Annotated in this window: 22 protein-coding genes; 19 read left to right on the forward strand and 3 right to left on the reverse strand. The window is 38.1% G+C overall.

The genetic code is table 11. From position 1 onward, the window contains the following. Positions 1-71: 71 nt before the first annotated feature. The gene (locus MKX72_RS04625) at positions 72-557 is read left to right on the forward strand and encodes a DUF6985 domain-containing protein (RefSeq protein ID WP_028412168.1); all 486 of its coding nucleotides are present in this window, start codon (positions 72-74) and stop codon (positions 555-557) included. 40 nt (positions 558-597) lie between these two features. Here MKX72_RS04625 and MKX72_RS04630 read toward each other — a convergent pair whose 3' ends face one another. Both MKX72_RS04630 and MKX72_RS04635 read right to left on the reverse strand, forming a co-directional pair. Next, entirely contained in the window at positions 598-2,148 is a 1,551-nt protein-coding gene (locus tag MKX72_RS04630; RefSeq protein WP_028412169.1) for a solute symporter family protein, read from the reverse strand. Between the two features lie 16 nt (positions 2,149-2,164). Next, positions 2,165-2,500 (reverse strand): DUF485 domain-containing protein, encoded by a 336-nt coding sequence (locus MKX72_RS04635; RefSeq protein WP_034275644.1) that lies wholly within the window; start codon positions 2,498-2,500, stop codon positions 2,165-2,167. A 497-nt stretch (positions 2,501-2,997) separates the two neighbouring features. On the opposite strand from MKX72_RS04635, the gene MKX72_RS04640 reads away from it, so the two are divergent. The 4 genes from MKX72_RS04640 to MKX72_RS04655 all read left to right on the forward strand — a co-directional run bounded on the left by MKX72_RS04640 (position 2,998) and on the right by MKX72_RS04655 (position 6,022). Then, a complete protein-coding gene (locus MKX72_RS04640; protein WP_034269656.1) occupies positions 2,998-3,306 on the forward strand; it encodes a hypothetical protein in 309 nt (102 codons plus the stop codon). A 217-nt stretch (positions 3,307-3,523) separates the two neighbouring features. Continuing rightward, entirely contained in the window at positions 3,524-4,279 is a 756-nt protein-coding gene (locus MKX72_RS04645) for an IclR family transcriptional regulator (protein WP_028412172.1), read from the forward strand. 32 nt (positions 4,280-4,311) lie between these two features. Continuing rightward, positions 4,312-5,139, forward strand: a complete 828-nt coding sequence (locus tag MKX72_RS04650) for an aldo/keto reductase (protein WP_155008440.1) — start codon at positions 4,312-4,314, stop codon at positions 5,137-5,139. 121 nt (positions 5,140-5,260) lie between these two features. Next, a complete protein-coding gene (locus MKX72_RS04655; protein ID WP_155008439.1) occupies positions 5,261-6,022 on the forward strand; it encodes an SDR family oxidoreductase in 762 nt (253 codons plus the stop codon). Between the two features lie 93 nt (positions 6,023-6,115). Here the strand turns inward: MKX72_RS04655 and MKX72_RS04660 are convergent, their stop codons facing one another. Then, positions 6,116-6,571: a MarR family winged helix-turn-helix transcriptional regulator gene (locus tag MKX72_RS04660; RefSeq protein ID WP_025749716.1), complete on the reverse strand. Its 456-nt coding sequence runs from the start codon at positions 6,569-6,571 to the stop codon at positions 6,116-6,118. A 352-nt stretch (positions 6,572-6,923) separates the two neighbouring features. Here MKX72_RS04660 and MKX72_RS04665 point away from each other — a divergent pair, with 352 nt between their 5' ends. From MKX72_RS04665 to MKX72_RS04730, 14 genes are all read left to right on the forward strand, one after another. Continuing rightward, complete coding sequence (locus MKX72_RS04665; protein WP_028412179.1) at positions 6,924-7,562, forward strand: HlyD family efflux transporter periplasmic adaptor subunit; 639 nt, start codon at positions 6,924-6,926, stop codon at positions 7,560-7,562. 42 nt (positions 7,563-7,604) lie between these two features. Then, positions 7,605-9,230, forward strand: a complete 1,626-nt coding sequence (locus MKX72_RS04670) for a DHA2 family efflux MFS transporter permease subunit (protein ID WP_028412180.1) — start codon at positions 7,605-7,607, stop codon at positions 9,228-9,230. Positions 9,231-9,248: 18 nt separating this feature from the next. Next, positions 9,249-9,779 (forward strand): NAD(P)H-dependent oxidoreductase, encoded by a 531-nt coding sequence (locus tag MKX72_RS04675; protein ID WP_014461382.1) that lies wholly within the window; start codon positions 9,249-9,251, stop codon positions 9,777-9,779. An 8-nt stretch (positions 9,780-9,787) separates the two neighbouring features. Beyond that, positions 9,788-10,210, forward strand: a complete 423-nt coding sequence (locus MKX72_RS04680) for a hypothetical protein (protein WP_155008438.1) — start codon at positions 9,788-9,790, stop codon at positions 10,208-10,210. A 162-nt stretch (positions 10,211-10,372) separates the two neighbouring features. After that, positions 10,373-10,798, forward strand: coding sequence for a MarR family winged helix-turn-helix transcriptional regulator (locus MKX72_RS04685; RefSeq protein ID WP_028412182.1), 426 nt, complete (start codon positions 10,373-10,375; stop codon positions 10,796-10,798). A gap of 118 nt (positions 10,799-10,916) precedes the next feature. Then, positions 10,917-11,906, forward strand: coding sequence for a LacI family DNA-binding transcriptional regulator (locus MKX72_RS04690; protein WP_028412183.1), 990 nt, complete (start codon positions 10,917-10,919; stop codon positions 11,904-11,906). After that, complete coding sequence (rbsK, locus tag MKX72_RS04695) at positions 11,899-12,777, forward strand: ribokinase (protein ID WP_028412184.1); 879 nt, start codon at positions 11,899-11,901, stop codon at positions 12,775-12,777. Before MKX72_RS04690 ends, rbsK begins: the two co-directional genes overlap by 8 nt. Next, a complete protein-coding gene (gene rbsD / locus MKX72_RS04700; RefSeq protein ID WP_108674409.1) occupies positions 12,778-13,167 on the forward strand; it encodes a D-ribose pyranase in 390 nt (129 codons plus the stop codon). Between the two features lie 14 nt (positions 13,168-13,181). Next, positions 13,182-14,663 (forward strand): sugar ABC transporter ATP-binding protein, encoded by a 1,482-nt coding sequence (locus MKX72_RS04705; protein ID WP_155008437.1) that lies wholly within the window; start codon positions 13,182-13,184, stop codon positions 14,661-14,663. Between the two features lies 1 nt (position 14,664). Next, positions 14,665-15,624, forward strand: coding sequence for a ribose ABC transporter permease RbsC (gene rbsC / locus MKX72_RS04710; RefSeq protein WP_155008436.1), 960 nt, complete (start codon positions 14,665-14,667; stop codon positions 15,622-15,624). An 11-nt stretch (positions 15,625-15,635) separates the two neighbouring features. Further along, on the forward strand, positions 15,636-16,556 hold the full coding sequence (gene rbsB / locus MKX72_RS04715; RefSeq protein WP_014461376.1) for a ribose ABC transporter substrate-binding protein RbsB: 921 nt from the start codon (positions 15,636-15,638) through the stop codon (positions 16,554-16,556). A 439-nt stretch (positions 16,557-16,995) separates the two neighbouring features. Then, positions 16,996-18,264: a 3D domain-containing protein gene (locus tag MKX72_RS04720; RefSeq protein ID WP_033578168.1), complete on the forward strand. Its 1,269-nt coding sequence runs from the start codon at positions 16,996-16,998 to the stop codon at positions 18,262-18,264. A gap of 176 nt (positions 18,265-18,440) precedes the next feature. Then, positions 18,441-19,052, forward strand: coding sequence for a flavin reductase family protein (locus MKX72_RS04725; protein WP_016763208.1), 612 nt, complete (start codon positions 18,441-18,443; stop codon positions 19,050-19,052). 351 nt (positions 19,053-19,403) lie between these two features. Next, entirely contained in the window at positions 19,404-20,681 is a 1,278-nt protein-coding gene (locus MKX72_RS04730) for an ABC transporter substrate-binding protein (RefSeq protein WP_028412189.1), read from the forward strand. Positions 20,682-20,734: the final 53 nt, after the last annotated feature.

Genomic DNA, 20,734 nt, shown 5'->3' on the forward strand with positions numbered 1-20,734 from the left:
TTTGTTTCAAGCACCATTTATTATACGCCAATGCAAGCAGAAATCCACTTTTTGAGAGGGTCAGGTATGCAATGAATCAAACATTACGAGTACATCATCCACTTTTTGGATCTTTGTTATATGACTCGGCCTGGGTTGGAGAAAAACAGGTCACTTTCTTTGGACAACAACAACATGTGTTGCTGACAATTGATGGAGATAAAGAGAAGCCATTTCAAAAACGGCAAGAAGAGGCTTTTCAAGCATTTTGGCTTCAAAGCGAATTATTGTTAAAGAGGACGGAAAAAGCTCTTTTTGATTATTATCAACAGGTGCGAGATGAATACAGAACTCAAGTTGAAAAAGACGTGGTAGACTTATTAGTTCCGAATGTAAAAAAGCGAAAAGACATCGGTTTTTTAGTTGAGTGTATTCAAATCTTTGTTCCTGAAGCACCCCATGATACAAGAGAAGTTGGTTTGTTTTTTGAATGTACGTGGGAAGAAGAGCATATGTTAGCTGTAAAGTTTAGAAATGAACAAATTGCCGCTATTGGCTTACAAGAAGATTTATTCTAGTAAAAAGCCTTGAAGCAACCTGCTTCAAGGCTTTTTGGCATTAATGTTTGACAGGCTCTTCGATTCCCATACCTGTATTTGCTTTTACTAAAATCTCATCAAATTTCTTTTCGTCTGCTTTTTTAGACGAAAGAAGTGTTCCTATAAAAGCAGCTAAGAAGCCTAGAGGAATGGAGATAATACCAGGGTTTGTTAATGTGATGAGCGGCTCACCTACAAAGATAGCAGCTCCAGGCTCAGGTGCCCACACGTTTGGACTAATGGCAACTAAAAACAGTGAGCTGAATAGTCCAACCAGCATGCCAGTGACTGCTCCTGCTGTATTAAAACGTTTCCAAAAAATAGTAAGAAGAATAATTGGCAAGTTAGCGCTCGCTGCTACGGCAAATGCAAGTGCAACTAAAAATGCTACGTTCATGTTTTGAGCAAATAATGCAAGAATAATAGATAGAATGGATACCCCAATAGAAGCCCATCGTGCAGCCACTACCTGTTCTTTTTCAGTTGCAGCCCCTTTACGGAGAATATGACTATAAAAGTCGTGAGCGAATGCTGAAGCTGCTGAGAGCACCAGCCCAGCTACAACAGCTAAAATCGTAGCAAAAGCTACAGCTGAGACAAACGCAAAGAGAAAGTCTCCGCCAAGAACTTGAGCGAGCAGGGGAGCTGCCATGTTTCCTGCTGCATTTGCTTTGATAATATCATCGTACCCTACGAATGCAGCAGCACCGAACCCTAAAAAGATTGTCATAATGTAAAAAACGCCAATGATCCACGTTGCATAAATAACAGACTTTCGTGCGGTGATGGCATCTTTTACTGTAAAGAAACGAATAAGGATATGAGGAAGGCCTGCTGTACCAAGAACAAGAGCTAAATTCAACGAAATCATGTCCAGCGGATTTTTGAATTTATTTCCTGGATTTAAAAATCCGTCGCCAAGAGGAGTTGCGGTTTTCATCTCAGAAAACATTTTAGCAAAGCTAAAATCAAATTTTGAAAATACAATAATGGAAATAATGAACGTACCAATCATGAGAAGCAAGGCTTTGACAATCTGCACCCAGCTGGTCGCCGTCATCCCGCCAAATACAACGTAAACCGTCATCAACACGCCGACAATCAAGACAGAATACACGTAATCTAGACCAAGTAATAAATGAATTAATGCTCCTGCTCCAACAAGCTGCGCAATCATATAAAAAATGGAAATGGTGATCGTGTTTAATGCGGCAACTCCCCGCACTTTCTTTTCGTTAAAACGAGCTGCTATCATATCTGCCATCGTGTACTTTCCTAAGTTGCGAAGTGGTTCAGCGACAATGTATAACACAACGAGATAGGCAACTAAAAAGCCGATGCTGTAAAAAAAACCGTCAAATCCAGAAAGCGCTACCATTCCAGCTATGCCTAAAAATGACGCAGCAGACATATAATCTCCGGCAATCGCCATGCCGTTTTGCCAGCCGGTTAAACTTCCATCTGCTGTATAAAAGTCACTGGTCGTTTTTGTCCGCTTGGATGCCGCATACGTAATGATTAGCGTAAGACCTACAATAGCTAAAAAAAGTGAGAAAGCTAGTACGTTCATTCATTTAACCCCCTATTCAATTTGCAGCTTCTTTTTTTATCGTGTCAACAAGTTCATCAAATTTCGAGGCTCTTTTTGTGTATAAAATGCATAGGGTCCAAGTCATCACAAACTGTGCAAAAGCAAATACCCATGCCCAAGTCATAGAAGCAAAAGCTGGTTTGTTTAAGACGGTTGTGTAAGCCGTTAAAATAGGCAAGGTAAAATAAAAAGCAAGAAAAAACAGAGAGAGCGGTAAAATAAAATTGCGTTTTTGTTTCAAAAGTTTTTGAAATGAAGCAGACTGTACAATTTCTGTGTAATCAGGAGAGGAAGAAGCATTGTTTACCTTCTTTAAAGAATTTTCATTCATCGCCAAGCGGAATTCCCCCTTTGATAATAAATAGATGAAGCAAAAAGCTCCATATCACTTGAATTATATTATTTTCGGAATAAAAAGTAAATTCTGTCTTTTTGTGAGAATGGTAACTTTGGAAGTTTTTTAATATACTAAAGCTTCAAACTAAATGCATACTGCCATAATAAAAAACGAACAACATTCAATATAAAGGAGAAATCGTTCACAATAGAAATATTGAAATTAACCCTTAGCTTCTTTTACATATAAGGCTTTTCTTTATTATTTAAACGTTATTTTTTTGTTGGATCTTTTGAAAAATAAAAGAAGATGATGATAAAATCATAAGCACACAATAATGTTAGATAGGAAACAGGTGAAGAAAGTACGCTATTATTTAGAGATGGTTATAAATAGACAAGATATTATGAAAGATTTCTATATGAATGATATTTTTTCTTTATAGTAAACAAACAATGTGACTACTTATATAAAAGAGAAAAGGTGAAATAATGGCATTTGGAATCAAACGCCCGGAACTAAACGCATGGAAAGCAGCTGTTAAGCGAGGAGAGATCGCATTTTTAACTCATTACTGGCTCGATGAGCGTTTTCCACACGCAACTACCGTAACAAAAGTAGGTTGCAGTGACTTAAATAAGCTGATTAAGTGGGGAGAAAAGTATGGCATTCCCGCTAAGTATATTGATAATCGATCCGGCTATCCTCATTTCGATTTACTAGGCGAGCGTCAGAAAGAAATTATGAAAAAGGAAAATCAGCTGGAGCAGCTGAAGCGATTTGAAGAAGTTAACGAATGAAAAGCAAAGTTAATTTTAAAAAACTGTAAAAAAATTCTATTGTTACGGCTTTTTTTATGTTTAAATAGAAAAAACAGTGGAATAGATTAAGAAGAACAATTACGTTATGTATTCTCTCATATAGGGAAAATAACTTAGTTTAGTTTCCTTATTTGATACGATAAAGAGCTTTGTTTTATAATAAAATTGTTGTTCGGATAAAAGGAGGAAGAAGGGCATGTCCGAGGTTGGAACTTTAAAAAAAGGATTAGATATCTTCTCTTTGCTTTTAAACCGTCCGAATATGACTATTCCGGAAATGATGGAAGCGCTCGGTTTTAATAAGAGTACGATGTATCGTCTTGTGAGCACGCTTGAACAAAACGGATTTATTGTAAGAAACCCGTCTAACCGCTATACGGTTTCACCACAACTGGTGCTGGCACTCGTACAAAATACGATGCATACGAACTATGAAATGAATTGGCTCTCTGTTCCTGCTATGCAGAAGCTGAGTGAAGAGACCAATGAGACCATTTACGCGGGAATTCTCCATCATAAACAGATGGTTACAACTCAGGTGGTGAACGGGCAATATAGCACTCGTACACATTCCGAAGTAGGAAATAAAAAGCCGCTTCATGCAAATGCTATTGGAAAGTGTATTCTTGCTTATCAAGAGGACAGCGTGCAAAAATCTATTCTTCACGAACTTTCGCTTGAAGCTTATACAGATCGAACGATCACCGAGCTGGACGAGCTGGAAGCTGACTTAGCTTTAAGTAAGGAAAGAGGATATGCTGTCGATGATGAAGAACGGGAGCCTGGCGTTCGCTGTATTGCAGCCCCTATTTTTAGAAAAGGAAAAATAATGGCAGCTATTGCTTTATCAGGTCCATCCGTTCGTATTTCAGAAGAGAAAGACGAAGAACATGCTGCACTTGTTAAACAGTGCGCAGAACAAATTTCACAAGCAATTACTCTTTACGAATAATTCAACAGTAAAAAAAGGGGATGAACAGCAACATGGAAAACTTACAGTCAACAACGACCTTAGCAAACGGCGTGAAAATGCCTTGGTTAGGTTTAGGTGTTTATAAAGTAGAAGATGGTCAAGAAGTTGTAGATTCAGTTAAATATGCAATCAAAGCTGGATACAAAAGCATTGATACGGCTAAAATTTATGAAAATGAAGAAGGCGTGGGACAAGCGATCAAAGAATCAGGTGTTTCTCGCGAAGAACTATTTGTTACATCAAAAGTGTGGAATGCAGATCAAGGATACGACACAACTCTTCAAGCGTTTGAAACAAGCTTAAACAAGCTAGGTCTTGAATATTTAGATTTATACTTAATTCACTGGCCGGTTGAAGGTAAGTATAAAGATACGTGGAAAGCACTTGAAAAGCTTTATAAAGAGGGGAAAATTCGTGCAATCGGCGTATCGAATTTCCAAGTTCATCATCTAGAAGACTTAATTGCAGATGCAGAAGTTAAGCCGATGGTAAACCAGATCGAATTTCATCCACTTTTAACACAAACAGAAGTGCGCGAATACTGCCAAAAACAAGGAATCCAAGTGGAAGCATGGTCACCGCTTGCACAAGGTGAGCTGCTTGATAACGAAGTGTTAACTCAAATTGCTGAAAAGTATGGAAAATCAACTGCTCAAGTTATCTTACGCTGGGACTTGCAAAACGAAGTAGTAACGATTCCTAAGTCAACAAAAGAACATCGTATTATCCAAAATGCAGACGTATTTGATTTTGAATTAAATGAAGAAGAAGTTGAAAAAATTAACACATTAAATCAAAATCATCGCGTAGGTCCAGATCCGGATAACTTTGACTTTTAATTTTAAATCAAGACTAAAACGTCTTGTAAGATAAATAATAAACAAAGCGCTATTGTCATTCATGCAGTAGCGCTTTGTTTATTAAATAGGAAATGTGATGGTTGAACGAGGAGGAAAAGTAATGAAAATGTCAGGAAACACTATTTTAATTACGGGCGGAGCGTCTGGAATTGGGTTAGCGCTTGCAGAACGGTTTTTAAATGAAGGAAATGAAGTCATTATTTGTGGAAGAAGGGAATCAAAGCTGCAAGAAGCAAAAGAAAAATTCCCTTCGTTACATACAAAAGTGTGCGACGTATCAATAGAAGAAAGCAGAGTAGAGCTAGTAAAATGGGCGACCGAAACGTTCCCAAAACTAAATGTTATTGTTAATAATGCAGGCATTCAGCAGCGCGTAAATCTTTTACACATGCACGAAGAGTGGCAGTATTACGAAAAAGAACTAATGAGTAATGTAAGTGCTCCTATTCATTTAACTTCGCTATTGATTCCTCATTTCGTTCAACAAGAACGTGCTGCGGTTATTAACGTAACGTCCGGGCTGTCTTTAACACCTGGAGCATGGGTGCCAATCTACAGCGCAACAAAAGCGGCGTTAAGGTCGTTTACGATTAGTTTAAGACATCAAGTAGAAGAAACAAATACCGAAGTGATAGAAATTCTTCCTCCAGCCGTGAACACCGATTTAGGAGGACCGGGACTTCATACATTTGGAGCACCGCTTGATGACTTTGCCGATTCGATATTTGAAGAATTGAAAAAAGGTAAAATCGAAATTGGCTATGGAGATAGCGCTAAGAGGCTTCAAGCTTCCAAAGAAGAAATTGAGAAAGCTACAGCACAGGCTTGGAATGGATTTTTGAAAAATAATCCTGAATTTTAAAGGCAGGAAGCAAAAAGCTTCCTAAAGTCGTCAAGAGTAGCGGGTCATAAAAAGCGTGTGTCCATAAAATAAATGAACACACGCTTTTTAGCATTAACGATCTACAGTTTGTCTAATTCTTTTTTCCATTTTTTCAAGCATACGGAGGTACTCATCCTGTTCTTCAGGAGTTAGAGCAAAAAGCATGTCTTGCCAAAATAAATTTCGCTGCTCAATTACATAGTTCACTAATGTTTCGCCAGCCTCTGTTAAGGATATCCATACAATTCGGCGGTCTTTTTGGTCACGTACGCGCTTAATGAGTGCATCATCTTCTAATTGATTTAATAAAATGGTAGTAGCCCCGGAGGTTAGCTTTAGATTTGAAGAAATTTCGGCTACCATACGTTTAGAGCTGATTCCAATGAATTTTAGAATTAAAAATTTTGTAATGGTCAAATTATAGGGCTGCTCACTGATTTTATCTTCCAAGAGCTTTCGCTTGAGTTCAAATAATGAGGTTTTAACTTGGTCAAGTTTTTCTAGTTTATCTATTAACTGCTGATCCATCATAATCACCTTTTCTTTATCATTATAGGTGTTAAACAATTGCTGCTAGTTACCTATTGTGGTTTATGTATATAGGGAGTTTGTTCCAAAAAAAGGAGCTGTTTTTGTGTATAACCCTATGCTTATATATCTAACTTTAAAGTAAAGTAAAGTACTTGTAAAGAAACCAAAACTTTTAAGTTGTATTTCAGTTAAAGATGTAGTAAAGTATTCAGTCGGGAAAACTTTATGAAACATAAATGTTTAGTTTTAAAAATAAATTAAAATCAAAGTTATTTACAACTAAATATCTTTGTGATAAAGTTATCTAGCGTAATACTTAACTGAATGAAATATTAAGGAGGTAAAATAAATGTCAAGAGGGCGTTTAATTTTAATGAACTTTATCGGAATTATTGTAGTATTAGCTTTAATTATTGGTGGAGGATACTATTATATTCAGAAATCTAATTATGTATCCACAGACAATGCAAAAGTGTCGGGCGATCTTTATACAGTAGTAGCGCCAGCGGCAGGTAAAGTAGCAAGCTGGAATATTGAAGAAGGTAAAGATGTTTCAAAAGACGATGAGGTAGCTAAAATCCAATCAGAAGATGGAGAAAAAACAGTTACAGTACCAGAGGATGGTAAAATCATCAAAACACAGGTAAAAGAAAATCAAATGGTTCAAGCTGGTCAACAAATTGCTAGCGAAGTAGATATGAATAACTTATTCATCATTGCAAACATTAAAGAAGACAAATTAAAAGATATTGAAGCTGGCGATGACGTTGATGTAACAGTTGACGGAGATACTAAAACAACAATCGATGGAAAAGTAGAAGAAATCGGTTATGCAACAAACTCAATTTTCTCATTAATGCCAAGCTCTAATTCAGACGGCAACTATACGAAAGTATCACAAACAGTTCCTGTTAAAATCTCTATTTCTAACTACTCTGAAAACGTACTGCCAGGTATGAACGCAGAAGTTAAAATCTCTAAAAACTAAGAACGTACATGATTAAGAAGAGAAGAAAGGAGGAAGGAACTGATGTCAGCAAACACGATACAACCAGAGGAAAGCTCAGTTAAAAAGCATATCCCGCTACTAGTCGTACTTATGCTTGGATTGTTCTTAGCAATTTTAAACCAAACGCTGCTAAATGTTGCGATTCCGCATCTGATTACAGAGTTTGGCGTTACGGCTAATACCGCACAGTGGTTGCTTACAGGATATATGCTTGTAAATGGTGCACTTATTCCATTATCAGCCTATTTAATTGAACGTTTTGGCGTTCGTCGCTTATTCTTATTTGCGATGGCCTGCTTTACAATTGGAGCGCTTGTCTGCGGAATCGCGCCGACTTTCTCAATTATGCTAATTGGACGTCTGGTTCAAGCAGTCGGGGGCGGAGTGCTAGCACCTCTAGTTATGACCATTATCGTATTTATTTTCCCTCCTCATATGCGCGGAAAAGGAATGGGTATCTTTGGTTTAGCCATGATGTTCGCTCCGGCAATTGGACCGACGCTTTCAGGATGGGTTATTCAAAACTATGACTGGCACATTTTATTTACGGGAATGGTGCCACTAGGTGCACTCGTACTTATTATTGCAGCTTTTAAATTAAAAGATATTAAACCGCCTCAAAATGTAAAAGTAGATCTAATTTCTGTGTTTACATCTCTTGCAGGTATGGCTTTACTTCTATACGGCTTCAGTGAAGCTGGAAACGATGGCTGGACGGATTCAGTTGTATTATCAACGATGATCGGCGGTATTGTCTTATTAATCATCTTTGTTGTACAGCAGCTTCGACTTAAAAGTCCATTACTTGATGTGAGAGTATTTAAATACAATATTTTCTCATTATCTAATATCATCAGTATTGCCATTACAATCAGCATGTATGCTGGTATGTTCTTATTGCCGATTTATTTGCAAAACATCCGTGGCTATTCAGCGTTTGACTCAGGCTTATTAATCTTGCCTGGTGCACTTGTTATGCTAGTCATGTCACCGATTTCTGGTACGCTGTTTGATAAATTAGGACCGCGTCCACTAGGGATTGTCGGGATGTTGATTACGGTTGTGACAACATTTGAATTTACAAAATTAACGCTTGAAACACCGTTTAGTCATATTGTTATTATTTATATGATTCGTGCATTCGGTATGTCATTATTAATGATGCCAATTATGACAGCTGGTTTAAATCAGCTGCCGGCAAAATTAAGCAGCCACGGTACATCTATGTCGAACACGCTTCGTCAGGTGAGTGGTTCAATCGGTATCAGTTTAATGACTACAATCTTTACAAATCGCACAACATATCATGTGAATGAAATGAGCAGTTCAATGACTACATCTGATCCATTCTTTATGAATAACTTCCAGGTATTTGTGCAAAAGATTGCTCAAACGCTTCACCTTTCTCAAACAGAAGCGCAAAAACAAGCTTTAACAACATTAGCTGGAAAAGTTCAAGCGCAAGCAACTGTACAAGGAATTAACGACGCGTTTTACTGGACAGTTATCATTGCCATTATTGGATTGATTTTAAGTTTCTTCCTACGTGATGTTCGTAAAGATCCAGTGGTAGAAGTAGAAGAGACAGAAAAAGAAACAACAGACGATATTCGTATGTTACCGGCACCAAAAGATATGAACTCATAAGCAACGGAGGGATAAAGGATGAAAATTTGTATCGTATATGATAGTGAAGGCGGACATACAGAGGCATTAGCAAAAGCGATTGCTTCTGGCGCTGAGCTGTCTGGAGAAGCAACTGTATATGTAAAGCATGTCGAAGAAGCAGATGTACGTGAACTGCCTGAAATGGATGCTATTATTTGGGGCTGCCCAGGGCATTTTGGAACAATCAGTTCAGGGTTAAAAACGTGGATTGATAAATTAGGTTATTTATGGGCAGAAGGTAAATTAATTGATAAAGTAGGTGCGGTGTTCTGTACAACAGCTACAACGCACGGTGGCTTAGAAGCAACGCTTTTAAATTTAATTACACCGATGCTTCACCAAGGAATGGTTATCGCTGGCTTACCAGGTAACATTCCAGAAAATGCGCTGTACGGTACTTATTACGGTGTGGGAATTACTTGTCCAATCGAAGGTGACGAATTATTAACAGAGAACGACCAAGCGCTAGGTAAAGCGTTAGGAGAACGTGTTGTTCAAGTGACTAAACGAATGACACAAGGACAGTAGGTGACAGTATGTTAGGTATTTTACTGATCGTTGTAGCTGTGATTCTGGTTGTCCTAATTATTACAATGAATGCTAAAGCATCATCTTCTAAGCGCCAGCGTACAGTTCCACCTAAAAAAGAAGCGGCTGCTTCAAATGCTCCTAAAGAGCCAAAAGTAGAAGAGAAAAAAGTAGCAGAAGAAAAACCTACAGCACCAAAAGAAACACCAAAAGAAGAGCCAAAAGAGCCGCAGGCGAAGACGGAAACAAGAACATCTAGACATAAGAGAGAAAAAGATGTCATGAACGATGATATGTATCGTCAAGTGCTGCAAAAGTTTAGAGAAGGCGAAAAAGACGACACGGTTTTTACAAAAGAAGAACGTGACGTTATGAATGATGACGCTTTTCGTAAGGCTTTAAGATCGTTTAAGAAAAACGATAATGAATGAGTTTCTTCTATTATAATAGTACGGAATAAAACAGATAGAAAATAGGTCATAAGCATTCCGCGAAACCAGCCGCTCTCCCCAGGTTAGGTTTCGCTTGGAGTGCAGCAGGGGGCTGACATGTTAACATCGACTCCCTGATTATAAGAAAGGGGACGTCAAAACATGGAACAGCTCACATTTATTGAAGAGGTCCAGAGAATTTCGATATCCCTTAACAAAAAGGTAATGACAGAGATAAAAGAAAGGTTACTTTCACAAGGGATTACGCCTTTTCAATATCATATCTTATTAATTATCGGTAAATGCAGTCATATTGGAGTAACCAAGCTGGCAGAGGAGATGCGTGTAAAGCCTAGTGCGATCACTCCTGTTATTACTCGTTTAATAGACTTAGAGTTAGTTTCACGCTATCACTCTAAAGAGGATCGCCGTAAGGTAAACATTGAGTTAACTGCTAAAGGTGAACAAGTGATTGAAGAAGCAAATGAAATTGTGCAAAAGATGATTGCTCATTTCTTTTCTTGCTATGAGCCGAAAGATCAAGAGCAATTTTTGAAATTATTTAAGAAACTAGACGCTAATATCTAATGAAAGAAACATCACTTCTTAATGGAGTGATTTTTTTTTTGATAAAAAGATTGTCAACTTCACTTTTCCATGATATCATTTGTGTAAACGGTTACATATATGGAGGGAGGGAAATAAAGTGGTAACAATTCGTGATGTAGCAAAAGAAGCAGGCGTGTCCGTTGCGACCGTTTCGCGTGTTTTAAACAGTACAGGGTATGTAAAAGAAGACACGCGTGTGCGAGTAATGAATACAATTCAAAGATTAAACTACAGCCCTAACGAAGTAGCCCGTTCGCTTTATACACGTGAATCACGTTTGATTGGTCTATTGCTTCCAGACATCACAAACCCTTTTTTCCCTCAGCTCGCACGAGGAATAGAAGATGAAGTACATAGCCATGGATTTCGTTTAATTCTTGGCAATAGTGATGAGCAGTTAGAGAAAGAATTAACATATCTCCAAACGTTTACGCAAAATCATGTAGTAGGAATGATTACGGCAACAACAAGTTTAGCTCAGAAACTATATGAAGGTCTTACATTTCCCGTCGTGTTTTTAGATAGAAGTTCTGATCAGTATCCATCCGTTTATGCTGATGGTTTTGAAGGCGGGAAAATCGCTGCAGAAGAAATAATCAAAAGAGGAAGTAAAAGAATTACTCTTATCAAAGGTCCAGTAAATGTAAAGCCTGCTCAGGAACGTTTTCAAGGCTCTCTTTCTGTCTTGAGTCAGTCTGATGCAGACTTTTACGTATTAAATACAAATTCTCTAGCATTTGACGATGCGCAGAAATGGGCAAAGGAAATCTTTCAAAAGTACCCTGAAACAGACGGGATTATCGCAAGTAATGACATTGTAGCCACAGCTGTTTTACATGAGGCGTTTCGATTAGAGAAAAGCGTGCCTGATGATCTTCAAGTGATTGGTTTTGATGATATTCCGCAAAGCCGCTTTTCGTTTCCAGCCCTGTCTACAATTCGTCAGCCTGCTTATGAAATGGGCAAGCAAGCAGCAGGTCTGTTAATGAAATGCATTAAGAAAGAACCTTTAATTCAAAAGCAAGTACAACTACCCGTTACGTTTATTGAACGAAATACGACACGAAAGGTTGAGGAACATGGCTAAAGTAACTGTGATTGGAAGTTCATCAATGGATTTAGTAGTAACATCAAATATTCGTCCTGGAGCTGGAGAAACAGTGTTAGGAGAATCATTTAAAACCGTTCCGGGAGGAAAAGGAGCGAACCAAGCTGTTGCAGCAGCCCGGCTTGGAGCGGATGTGAGTATGATTGGATGTGTGGGCGAAGATCATTACGGAAAAGCAATCCTGGAGAATTTCAAATCAAACGGTGTATCTGTGGAAAATGTGAAACCGGTTACAGATTCAGATAGCGGAACAGCTCACATTATACTCGCTGAAGGAGACAACAGCATTGTAGTTGTTAAAGGAGCAAACGATTATATTACTCCAGACTACGTAGAAAAAGCCAAAGAAAAAATTAAAGAAGCTGATATCGTACTTATTCAGCAAGAAATTCCAGAAGAAACGGTTGAATATGTTGCTCAGCTTTGTCAGGAACTTAAAGTACCGCTTTTATTAAATCCAGCGCCTGCAAGACCATTAAAAGCAGAAGTGATTGAACAAGTTTCTTACATCACTCCAAATGAACATGAAGCAGCGCTTTTATTTGAAGGAAAAGAAAAAGAAGAAGTATTAAAACAGTATCCAAATAAATTGTTTATTACAGAAGGAAAACAAGGCGTACGCTATTTTAACGGCGAGAAAGAAGTATTGGTTCCTTCTTATCAAGTAGAAACGATTGATACAACAGGAGCAGGAGATACGTTTAACGCAGCGCTTGCTGTGGCACTTGCCGAAGGAATGGGTTTTGAAAAAGGAATTCAGTTTGCTAATCGCGCAGCTTCGCTATCCGTCACTAAATTTGGTGCGCAAGGCGGCATGCCGACTCGAAAAGAAGTGGAGGAGAGTCTGTAAATGAAACGTCACGGAATGATTAACAGTCATATTACGAAAATACTAACAGATCTAGGTCATACAGACACTATTGTCATTGCAGATGCAGGGTTACCTGTTCCGAGTGACGTGCCTAAAATTGATTTATCTTTAAAGCTAGGAGTGCCTAGCTTTGAAGATGTAGTAGTAGCTGTGTTAGAAGATATGGCTACAGAAAAAATAGTGATTGCTTCTGAAATGAAAGAAAGAAACCAAAAGGCTTACGAGTTGATAGAAAAGCAAAACATCTTAGTAGAAGAAGTATCGCATGAACAATTGAAAATGTTGACAAGCAAAGCGAAAGTTGTGATTCGTACAGGAGAAGCAACTCCTTATGCAAACTGTATTTTACAAGCGGGAGTTATTTTTTAAAAGAGGTGAACAGCATGCATATTGCAATGAGAGGGATTCATAAAGCCTTTGGAGCAAACCGTGTACTAAGAGGCGTGGATTTTGAATTACATGAAGGTGAAGTTCACGCACTAATGGGGGAAAATGGAGCGGGGAAATCTACGCTGATGAATATTTTAACCGGCCTTCATAAAAAAGATGAAGGACAGATTCTGATTGATGGCAAAGAGACGTATTTTCAAAACCCAAAAGAAGCAGAACAAAACGGAATTACCTTTATTCATCAAGAGCTGAACGTTTGGCCTGAAATGACGGTGCTTGAAAACTTATTTATCGGCAAAGAATTAAAAACACCTTTAGGTTTTTTAAAAACAAAAGAAATGAAAGCGTTAGCAAAGAAGCAGTTTGAAAAATTAGCTGTCACCATTCCTCTTGATCAAGAAGCAGGACTTTGTTCTGTCGGACAGCAGCAAATGATTGAGATAGCCAAAGCGCTGATGACGAATGCAAAAGTGATTATCATGGATGAGCCGACCGCAGCGCTTACTGAAAGAGAAATTCAAAAGTTATTTGACGTAATTAATGCGCTGCGAAAACAAGGTGTATCGATTGTCTATATTTCACATCGTATGGAAGAGATTTTCGCTATTTGTGATTCCATTACGGTCATGCGTGACGGACAGACGGTAGACAAAAAGCCGATTCCAGAAACCAGCTTCGATGATGTTGTTCGCAAAATGGTAGGAAGAGAGCTAACGGATCGATTTCCTGCTAGGACATCTCCTAAGGGAGACGTTGTTTTTGAAGCAAAAGGCTTGGAGAGAAAAGGTGTGTTTCAAGACGTTCATTTTTCAGTGCGATCAGGAGAAATTGTCGGCGTTGCGGGGCTAATGGGAGCTGGAAGAACCGAGATTATGCGCGCTATCTTCGGGCTTGATCCGTTAGAAAAAGGCGAAATTATCTTAAATGGCAAACAGGTCAGTATCACAAAGCCAGACCAAGCCATTAAATTAGGTCTCGGGTTCATTACAGAAGATCGTAAAACAGAAGGACTCGTTCTGGATTTTTCTATTCGAGAAAATATTGCACTTCCAAGTCTATTCAGCTTTTCGCCAAAAGGCTTTATTGAACAAAAAAGCGAGCAGCAATTTGTAGATTTGCTTATTAAACGTTTAACGATCAAAACCGAGTCGTCTGAGACGAGTGCGGCTAATTTATCGGGAGGAAATCAGCAAAAAGTAGTTATTGCCAAGTGGATTGGCATTGGACCAAAAGTGCTAATTTTAGATGAACCAACTCGAGGAGTTGACGTCGGGGCGAAGCGTGAAATTTATCAGCTTATGAATGAACTGACAGACAGAGGCGTGGCTATTATCATGGTGTCTTCAGAGCTTCCGGAAGTACTCGGCATGAGTGATCGCATTTTGGTTGTGCATGAAGGAAAGATAACAGGTGAACTGACAAGTGAAGAAGCAACTCAAGAAAAAATTATGACATTTGCAACAGGAGGTCAGTAAAATGAAAGCAAACACAGCGATAAAAGAAAATCGCGTTGATAACGTGATGCAAAAGCTAGGTCCGTTACTAGGTTTATTTATTCTTATTGTCATTGTATCGATTTTAAATCCAAGCTTTTTAGAAGCTTTAAATATTTTAAACTTGCTGCGTCAAGTGGCTATTAATGCTTTAATTGCATTCGGTATGACATTTGTTATTTTAACAGGGGGAATTGATTTATCCGTGGGCTCTATACTTGCTCTATCAAGTGCGTTAATGGCAGGTATGATTGTGTCAGGTGTAGATCCTATTTTAGCTATTTTAATAGGATGTGTGTTAGGAGCTGTAATGGGTATGGTTAACGGCTTACTTATTACAAAAGGAAAAATGGCGCCGTTTATTGCGACGCTAGCGACGATGACAATTTTTAGAGGGTTAACGCTTGTTTATACAGATGGAAATCCGATTACGGGCTTAGGTGAAAACTATTACTTCCAATTATTTGGCCGAGGCTATTTCCTAGGTATTCCTGTTCCAGCGATTACGATGGTATTAGCGTTTGCTGTCCTATGGGTGATTTTGCATAAAACACCGTTTGGCCGTAGAACATATGCAATCGGTGGAAATGAAAAAGCAGCATTTATTTCAGGAATCAAAGTTCCGAAAGTTAAGGTTATGATTTACTCACTAGCAGGATTATTGGCAGCGCTATCAGGAGCGATTTTGACTTCTCGCTTGAATTCTGCTCAGCCAACGGCAGGTACGTCTTACGAGTTAGATGCTATCGCCGCAGTAGTACTGGGTGGCACAAGCCTTTCCGGAGGACGTGGACGCATTGTTGGAACGTTAATTGGTGCGCTGATTATCGGAACATTAAACAACGGTTTGAACTTACTCGGCGTTTCGTCGTTTTACCAAATGGTCGTAAAAGGAATTGTTATTTTAATTGCGGTATTAATTGATCGCAAAAAGTCAGCTTAGGAGGGAAAAACATGAAGAAAATTTGGCTCGTGCTATTATCATTTTCATTATTACTGTTAGGGGCTTGTTCACTTCAGCCTCCTGAGTGGGCGAAACCATCTGAAAGTAAAAATTTAAAAGATATTAAAATTGGTTTATCCGTGTCTACATTAAACAATCCGTTCTTTGTTTCCCTAAAAGAAGGAGTACAAAAAGAAGCAAAAAAACTGGGCATGGAAGTAGTTGTAGTAGATGCTCAAAATGATTCAGCAAAACAAATTAACGATGTAGAAGATTTAATGCAGCAAGGTGTTAACATTCTGCTTATTAACCCAACGGATTCAGCCGCTATTTCAACAGCTGTACAATCGGCTAATAATGTAGGGATTCCAGTTATTACGCTAGATCGTTCAGCAGAAAAAGGAAAAGTGGAAACACTGGTAGCTTCAGATAATGTAAAAGGTGGTCAAATGGCTGCTGATTACATTGTAAAAAAAGTAGGTGAAAAAGCTCAGGTAGCAGAACTTGAAGGCGTGCCCGGAGCTTCAGCAACTCGTGAAAGAGGAAAAGGGTTCCACAACGTTGCAGATCAAAAGCTAGATATTACGGCTAAACAGTCAGCTGATTTTGACCGTACAAAAGGCTTAAACGTTATGGAGAACGTTCTTCAAGGAAACCCTGGTATCAAAGCCGTATTTGCTCACAATGATGAAATGGCATTAGGAGCTATTCAAGCGATTAACAGCTCAGGAAAAGATGTATTAGTAGTAGGGTTTGATGGAAACGACGATGCAATTAAAGCAGTAAAAGAAGGAAAACTAGGAGCAACTGTAGCCCAGCAGCCTGTTTTAATTGGTAAACTTGCCGTAAAGTCTGCTAAAAATGTTCTTCAAGGCAAAAAAGTAGATAAGCAAATTCCAGTGCCTTTAAAACTAGTAACCTCTGAAAAATAATGGCTTTATACGTGTGAAGAAAAAAGACGCTCATTTGATTTATGGGCGTCTTTATATATATATAAAGTGTAAAAAAGAAGTGAAAAAGTCACAACTTTATAAATAGTGTAGGAATTATGTAGGTGGAATTTATGTAATAAAAAGTAAAAAACACAGAAAAAAGGCGGTAAAACACATAATTTTCTGTGAAAAATTTGTAATATAGCTGTAATAATAAGCGTTTATTTTGATTTTTAAAGAGTAATTTTGCCCCCTTTGTGACAAAAATATATCTTTTTTAATAAACAGTAAACCTCTCTATCAAGGGATTTTGGTGGTAAATTCCCAGAAAGAGATTCTTGGTTATACAGATTATGGGAAACTTTTAACTGTATTGTAACATAAACAGCTAGTTTTTTATGGTATAACTATGTCTATGAGGAAAGGGGACTATTACTTTATGAAAATTTTTAAGCGTATGACTCTTGCAGCAGTCACAGGAATTTTCTTCATGACCGGCATTACAGAGACTCACGCCCAATCGAATGAAGAAGCGCTCCAGACTACTGAAAATAAAATTAAAGAAACAGAAAAGGCTGTTCAACAAAAAGAGAAAGAGAAACAGTCTATCAATTCAGATGTTCAAAACATACAGTCACAATTAAATTCATTACATACAGTAATCTCTAGCAATAAAAAAGAGTTAGCATCGACTGAAAAGCAGATTTCAGAAGCGAACAAAATGATTGAGAAAAAGAAAAAAGAGATCGTTTTGCTTCAGGAAAAAGTGTTAAGTCGTAAAGATATTATTGAAAATCGATTAGTTGCTTTACAGCAGGACGATAAAACAAGCGTTGTTATTGATACATTAATGAATGCTGATAACTTTGGAGATTTTGTTGCACGTATGGGTGCGGTCACAACTTTATTGTCAGCAGATAATGATATTTTAAAGCAGCATCAAAATGACTTAGATCAAATTGAAAAAGATAAAAAAGAAATTGATAAGCAAGAAAAAGTATTAGAAGCAGCAAAAAGTAGCCTAGCGGCTAAACAAGCTGAATTAGATAAAAACGTTGCGAAACAAACAGCAACGTTAACAACTATGCAAGAAAAATACAGTACGGTCGTAAATGAAATTGATGCAGCTTCTTCAGAAAAAGCAAATCTTCAGTCTGAACTAACAGGCATTCAAGATAAGATTGCAAAAGAAAAAGAAGCAGCTCAAAAGCAAGCTGAGCAAGTGGCAAAACAGCAGGCGGCTGAAAAGGCTGAGGCTGATGCAGAAGCAAAGCGTCAAGCTGAATTAGCAACAGCTAAAAAAGAAGTAAAAACAGAGCCGAAACAAGAAGTAAAAACAGCTGCGGCTACAGAGAAGAAAGCAGCCGTTTCTTCAGAAGAAAAAGAAACGAAAAAAGAAGAAAGCACACAAAAGCATTCTGGAAAAGAAATGTATGTAGAAGCAACAGCTTATACAGCTAATTGTGCAGGCTGCAGCGGCGTAACAGCCACTGGACAAAATGTAAGTTCAGGCACTCATAAAATTATTGCGGTAGATCCATCCGTTATTCCATTAGGTTCAAAAGTATATGTAGAAGGATACGGAGTGGCAACAGCAGGTGATACGGGCGGTGCGATTAAAGGATATCGAATTGACGTATTAGTACCTTCTGAGTCAGCTGCAAAAGCATTTGGACGTCGTACAGTGAAAGTAACGGTGCTAAACTAAAGAGAAGATCCGAACGATTTATCGTTCGGATTTTTTCATTTTGTTGGTTTTCAGATGAGATGGATGCAGCTATGTCTCAGCCTCTTCTTTGCATGTTTAGTGAGCAAGTTGCTAGCTAATCTATGCTCTTTTCGTTACCATACAATAAAGTAAATGGAAGAAAAGGAGTGGGTAAAATGAAGGTAGTTGATCCAGCGGTACAAAGTGCAAAAGATAATTATCATTTGCTAACAGGTGTCGTCATTCCCCGGCCAATTGCGTTTATTACAAGTCAAAATGATGACGGTGTAGTGAATGCCGCGCCGTTTAGTTTTTTTAATGTAGTTGCGGCAGAGCCTCCGCTGATTGCCGTTTCGGTTTCGAGAAGTGAAGGTCAAATGACGAAAGATACGGCCAAAAATATTAGTGCATCTAAAGAATTTGTAGTTCATCTTGTAGACGAAAACTTAGTGGAACAGGTGAATCAAGCGGCATCTTCTTACCCTTCTTCCGTGAGTGAAGTCGAGGAAACAGGGTTAACACTAGCACCGAGCAAAAAAGTGCAGGTTCCCGGAATTCAAGAAGCCAGCATTCGAATGGAATGTAAGCTTCACCAAATTGTTCCATTAGGAACGGATGAGGCATACAGCTCAGATTTGTTTATCGGTGAAGTTGTGATGTTTCATATTAGTGAAAAAGTGATAGAAAACGATCGCGTTTCTGCAGAACGTGTGAAGCCAGTCAGCCGGCTTGCGGGTTCTAACTATAGTAAATTGGGGCAATTATTTTCCTTAGAACGTCCCAAATAAGCAAGAAAGTGTTACTTATGTAGCAAAAAAATAGTATACATTGGATTTTTTTAAATAAGCGATTGTGTTCTGTTTCAACAATAACAGTACATTCGCTTTTTTTTATGAACGAAAAAGTTAATAGAAACCATAATAACAAAATCAATTTACAAAAAGGCAAAAATGTAAGGTTTTTGCCTTTTATATTTACCATTGAGGAAAAGGGTATTCATTCATATAATTTAGATTAAGTAAATTGTATACGCTTTCAATATACAGAATTATTTTTCAATAATTCTATCTAGAAAGAGACGTGAGCGTTTACAAAAAAACTTGCCACACTAGGAGACGAGATCATAGGAGGGGTATTCATTGAAACGTTGGTTTAGTTTAATCAGTTTTGCACTCATTTTAACCCTAGTACTTGCAGGATGCGGAGGAAAGTCCGCTAATGAAACAAGTGGTAGCGGTGGAAAAGAAGTTGTTGCATGGGCTTGGAATATTAACGTACCGGTATTAAAGAAAGCAGCAGCAGAATATCAAAAAGAGAATCCAGGATTTAAATTAAAAGTAGTGGATATGGGACGTGAAGACGTTTATTCAAAACTAACAACAGGATTGCAGGCTGGCGGAAAAGGTCTTCCTGATATTGTATTAGTAGAAGACGATCGTTTCCAAGGATATTTGGATGCATTTCCAAAGGCATTTTTAAACCTATCTAAAAAAGGATTCGATAAGCAAGAAGATAAATTTCCAGAGTTTAAGAAAGCTCTTTTATCAAAGGATGGGGACATGTACGGCTTCCCGTTTGATGCAGGTCCGACAGGCGTTTTCTACCGCACAGATTACTTTGAAAAAGCAGGCGTAGATCCAAACAGTATCAAAACATGGGATGATTATATTGCGGCTGGTAAGAAAATTAAAGAAAAAGTTGGCGTTGATTTACTAGGTTTAGATTTTAATAATGACGATGGCTTATTCCGAATGGCACTAACGCAGCAAGGTACGTTCTATTTTAATAACAAAGGTAAGCTCAATTTAACTTCTAAAGAAGCGAAAAAAGCGATGGAGTTAAATAAGAAGTTAAAAGAAGCAGGCATTGTTAAAAATACAGTGGGCTGGGATGCTTCAATCAGTGCTTTAGCAGAAGGTAAAGTAGCAAGTTCACCATCTGGTGCTTGGCTATCTGGTTCTATTACGCAGCAGGCTCCAGATTTAAAAGGAAAATGGGGAGTATTTTTATTACCTTCGTTTGAAGAAGGAGGCAACCGTGCTTCTAACTTAGGCGGAAGCAACTATGTGATTTCAGCAAATAGCCAAAAAGCAGATGAAGCGTACAAATTTATGGAATATTTCTCAACAACAGATAAAGTTCAAGAAGAAGCGATGAAGGGCGGATTATTCCCATCATTAAATACCGTATATTCTTCAAAATTATTCACTGCACAAGATGAGTACTTTAACAATCAGACGATTTGGAAAACATTCGCAGATGAAATGAAAGATATTAAGCCGGTTAATTTTACAGGCAATTACTCAGTTGCAAACAGTGAAGCAGTCAAAGCTGTGTCAGAGGTAACAAATGGTAAGGGCGTTACAGACTCGCTTGAAGCAGCTCAAAAACGCTTAGAAAACCGAATTCAAAAATAATCAAGAAGCATAGAAGGTGATTTCTAGAAAATTGCCTTCTATCTCTTCTTCTT

Source organism: Priestia sp. FSL R5-0597, from assembly GCF_038006305.1.
GTDB classification, from domain to species: domain Bacteria; phylum Bacillota; class Bacilli; order Bacillales; family Bacillaceae_H; genus Priestia; species Priestia zanthoxyli.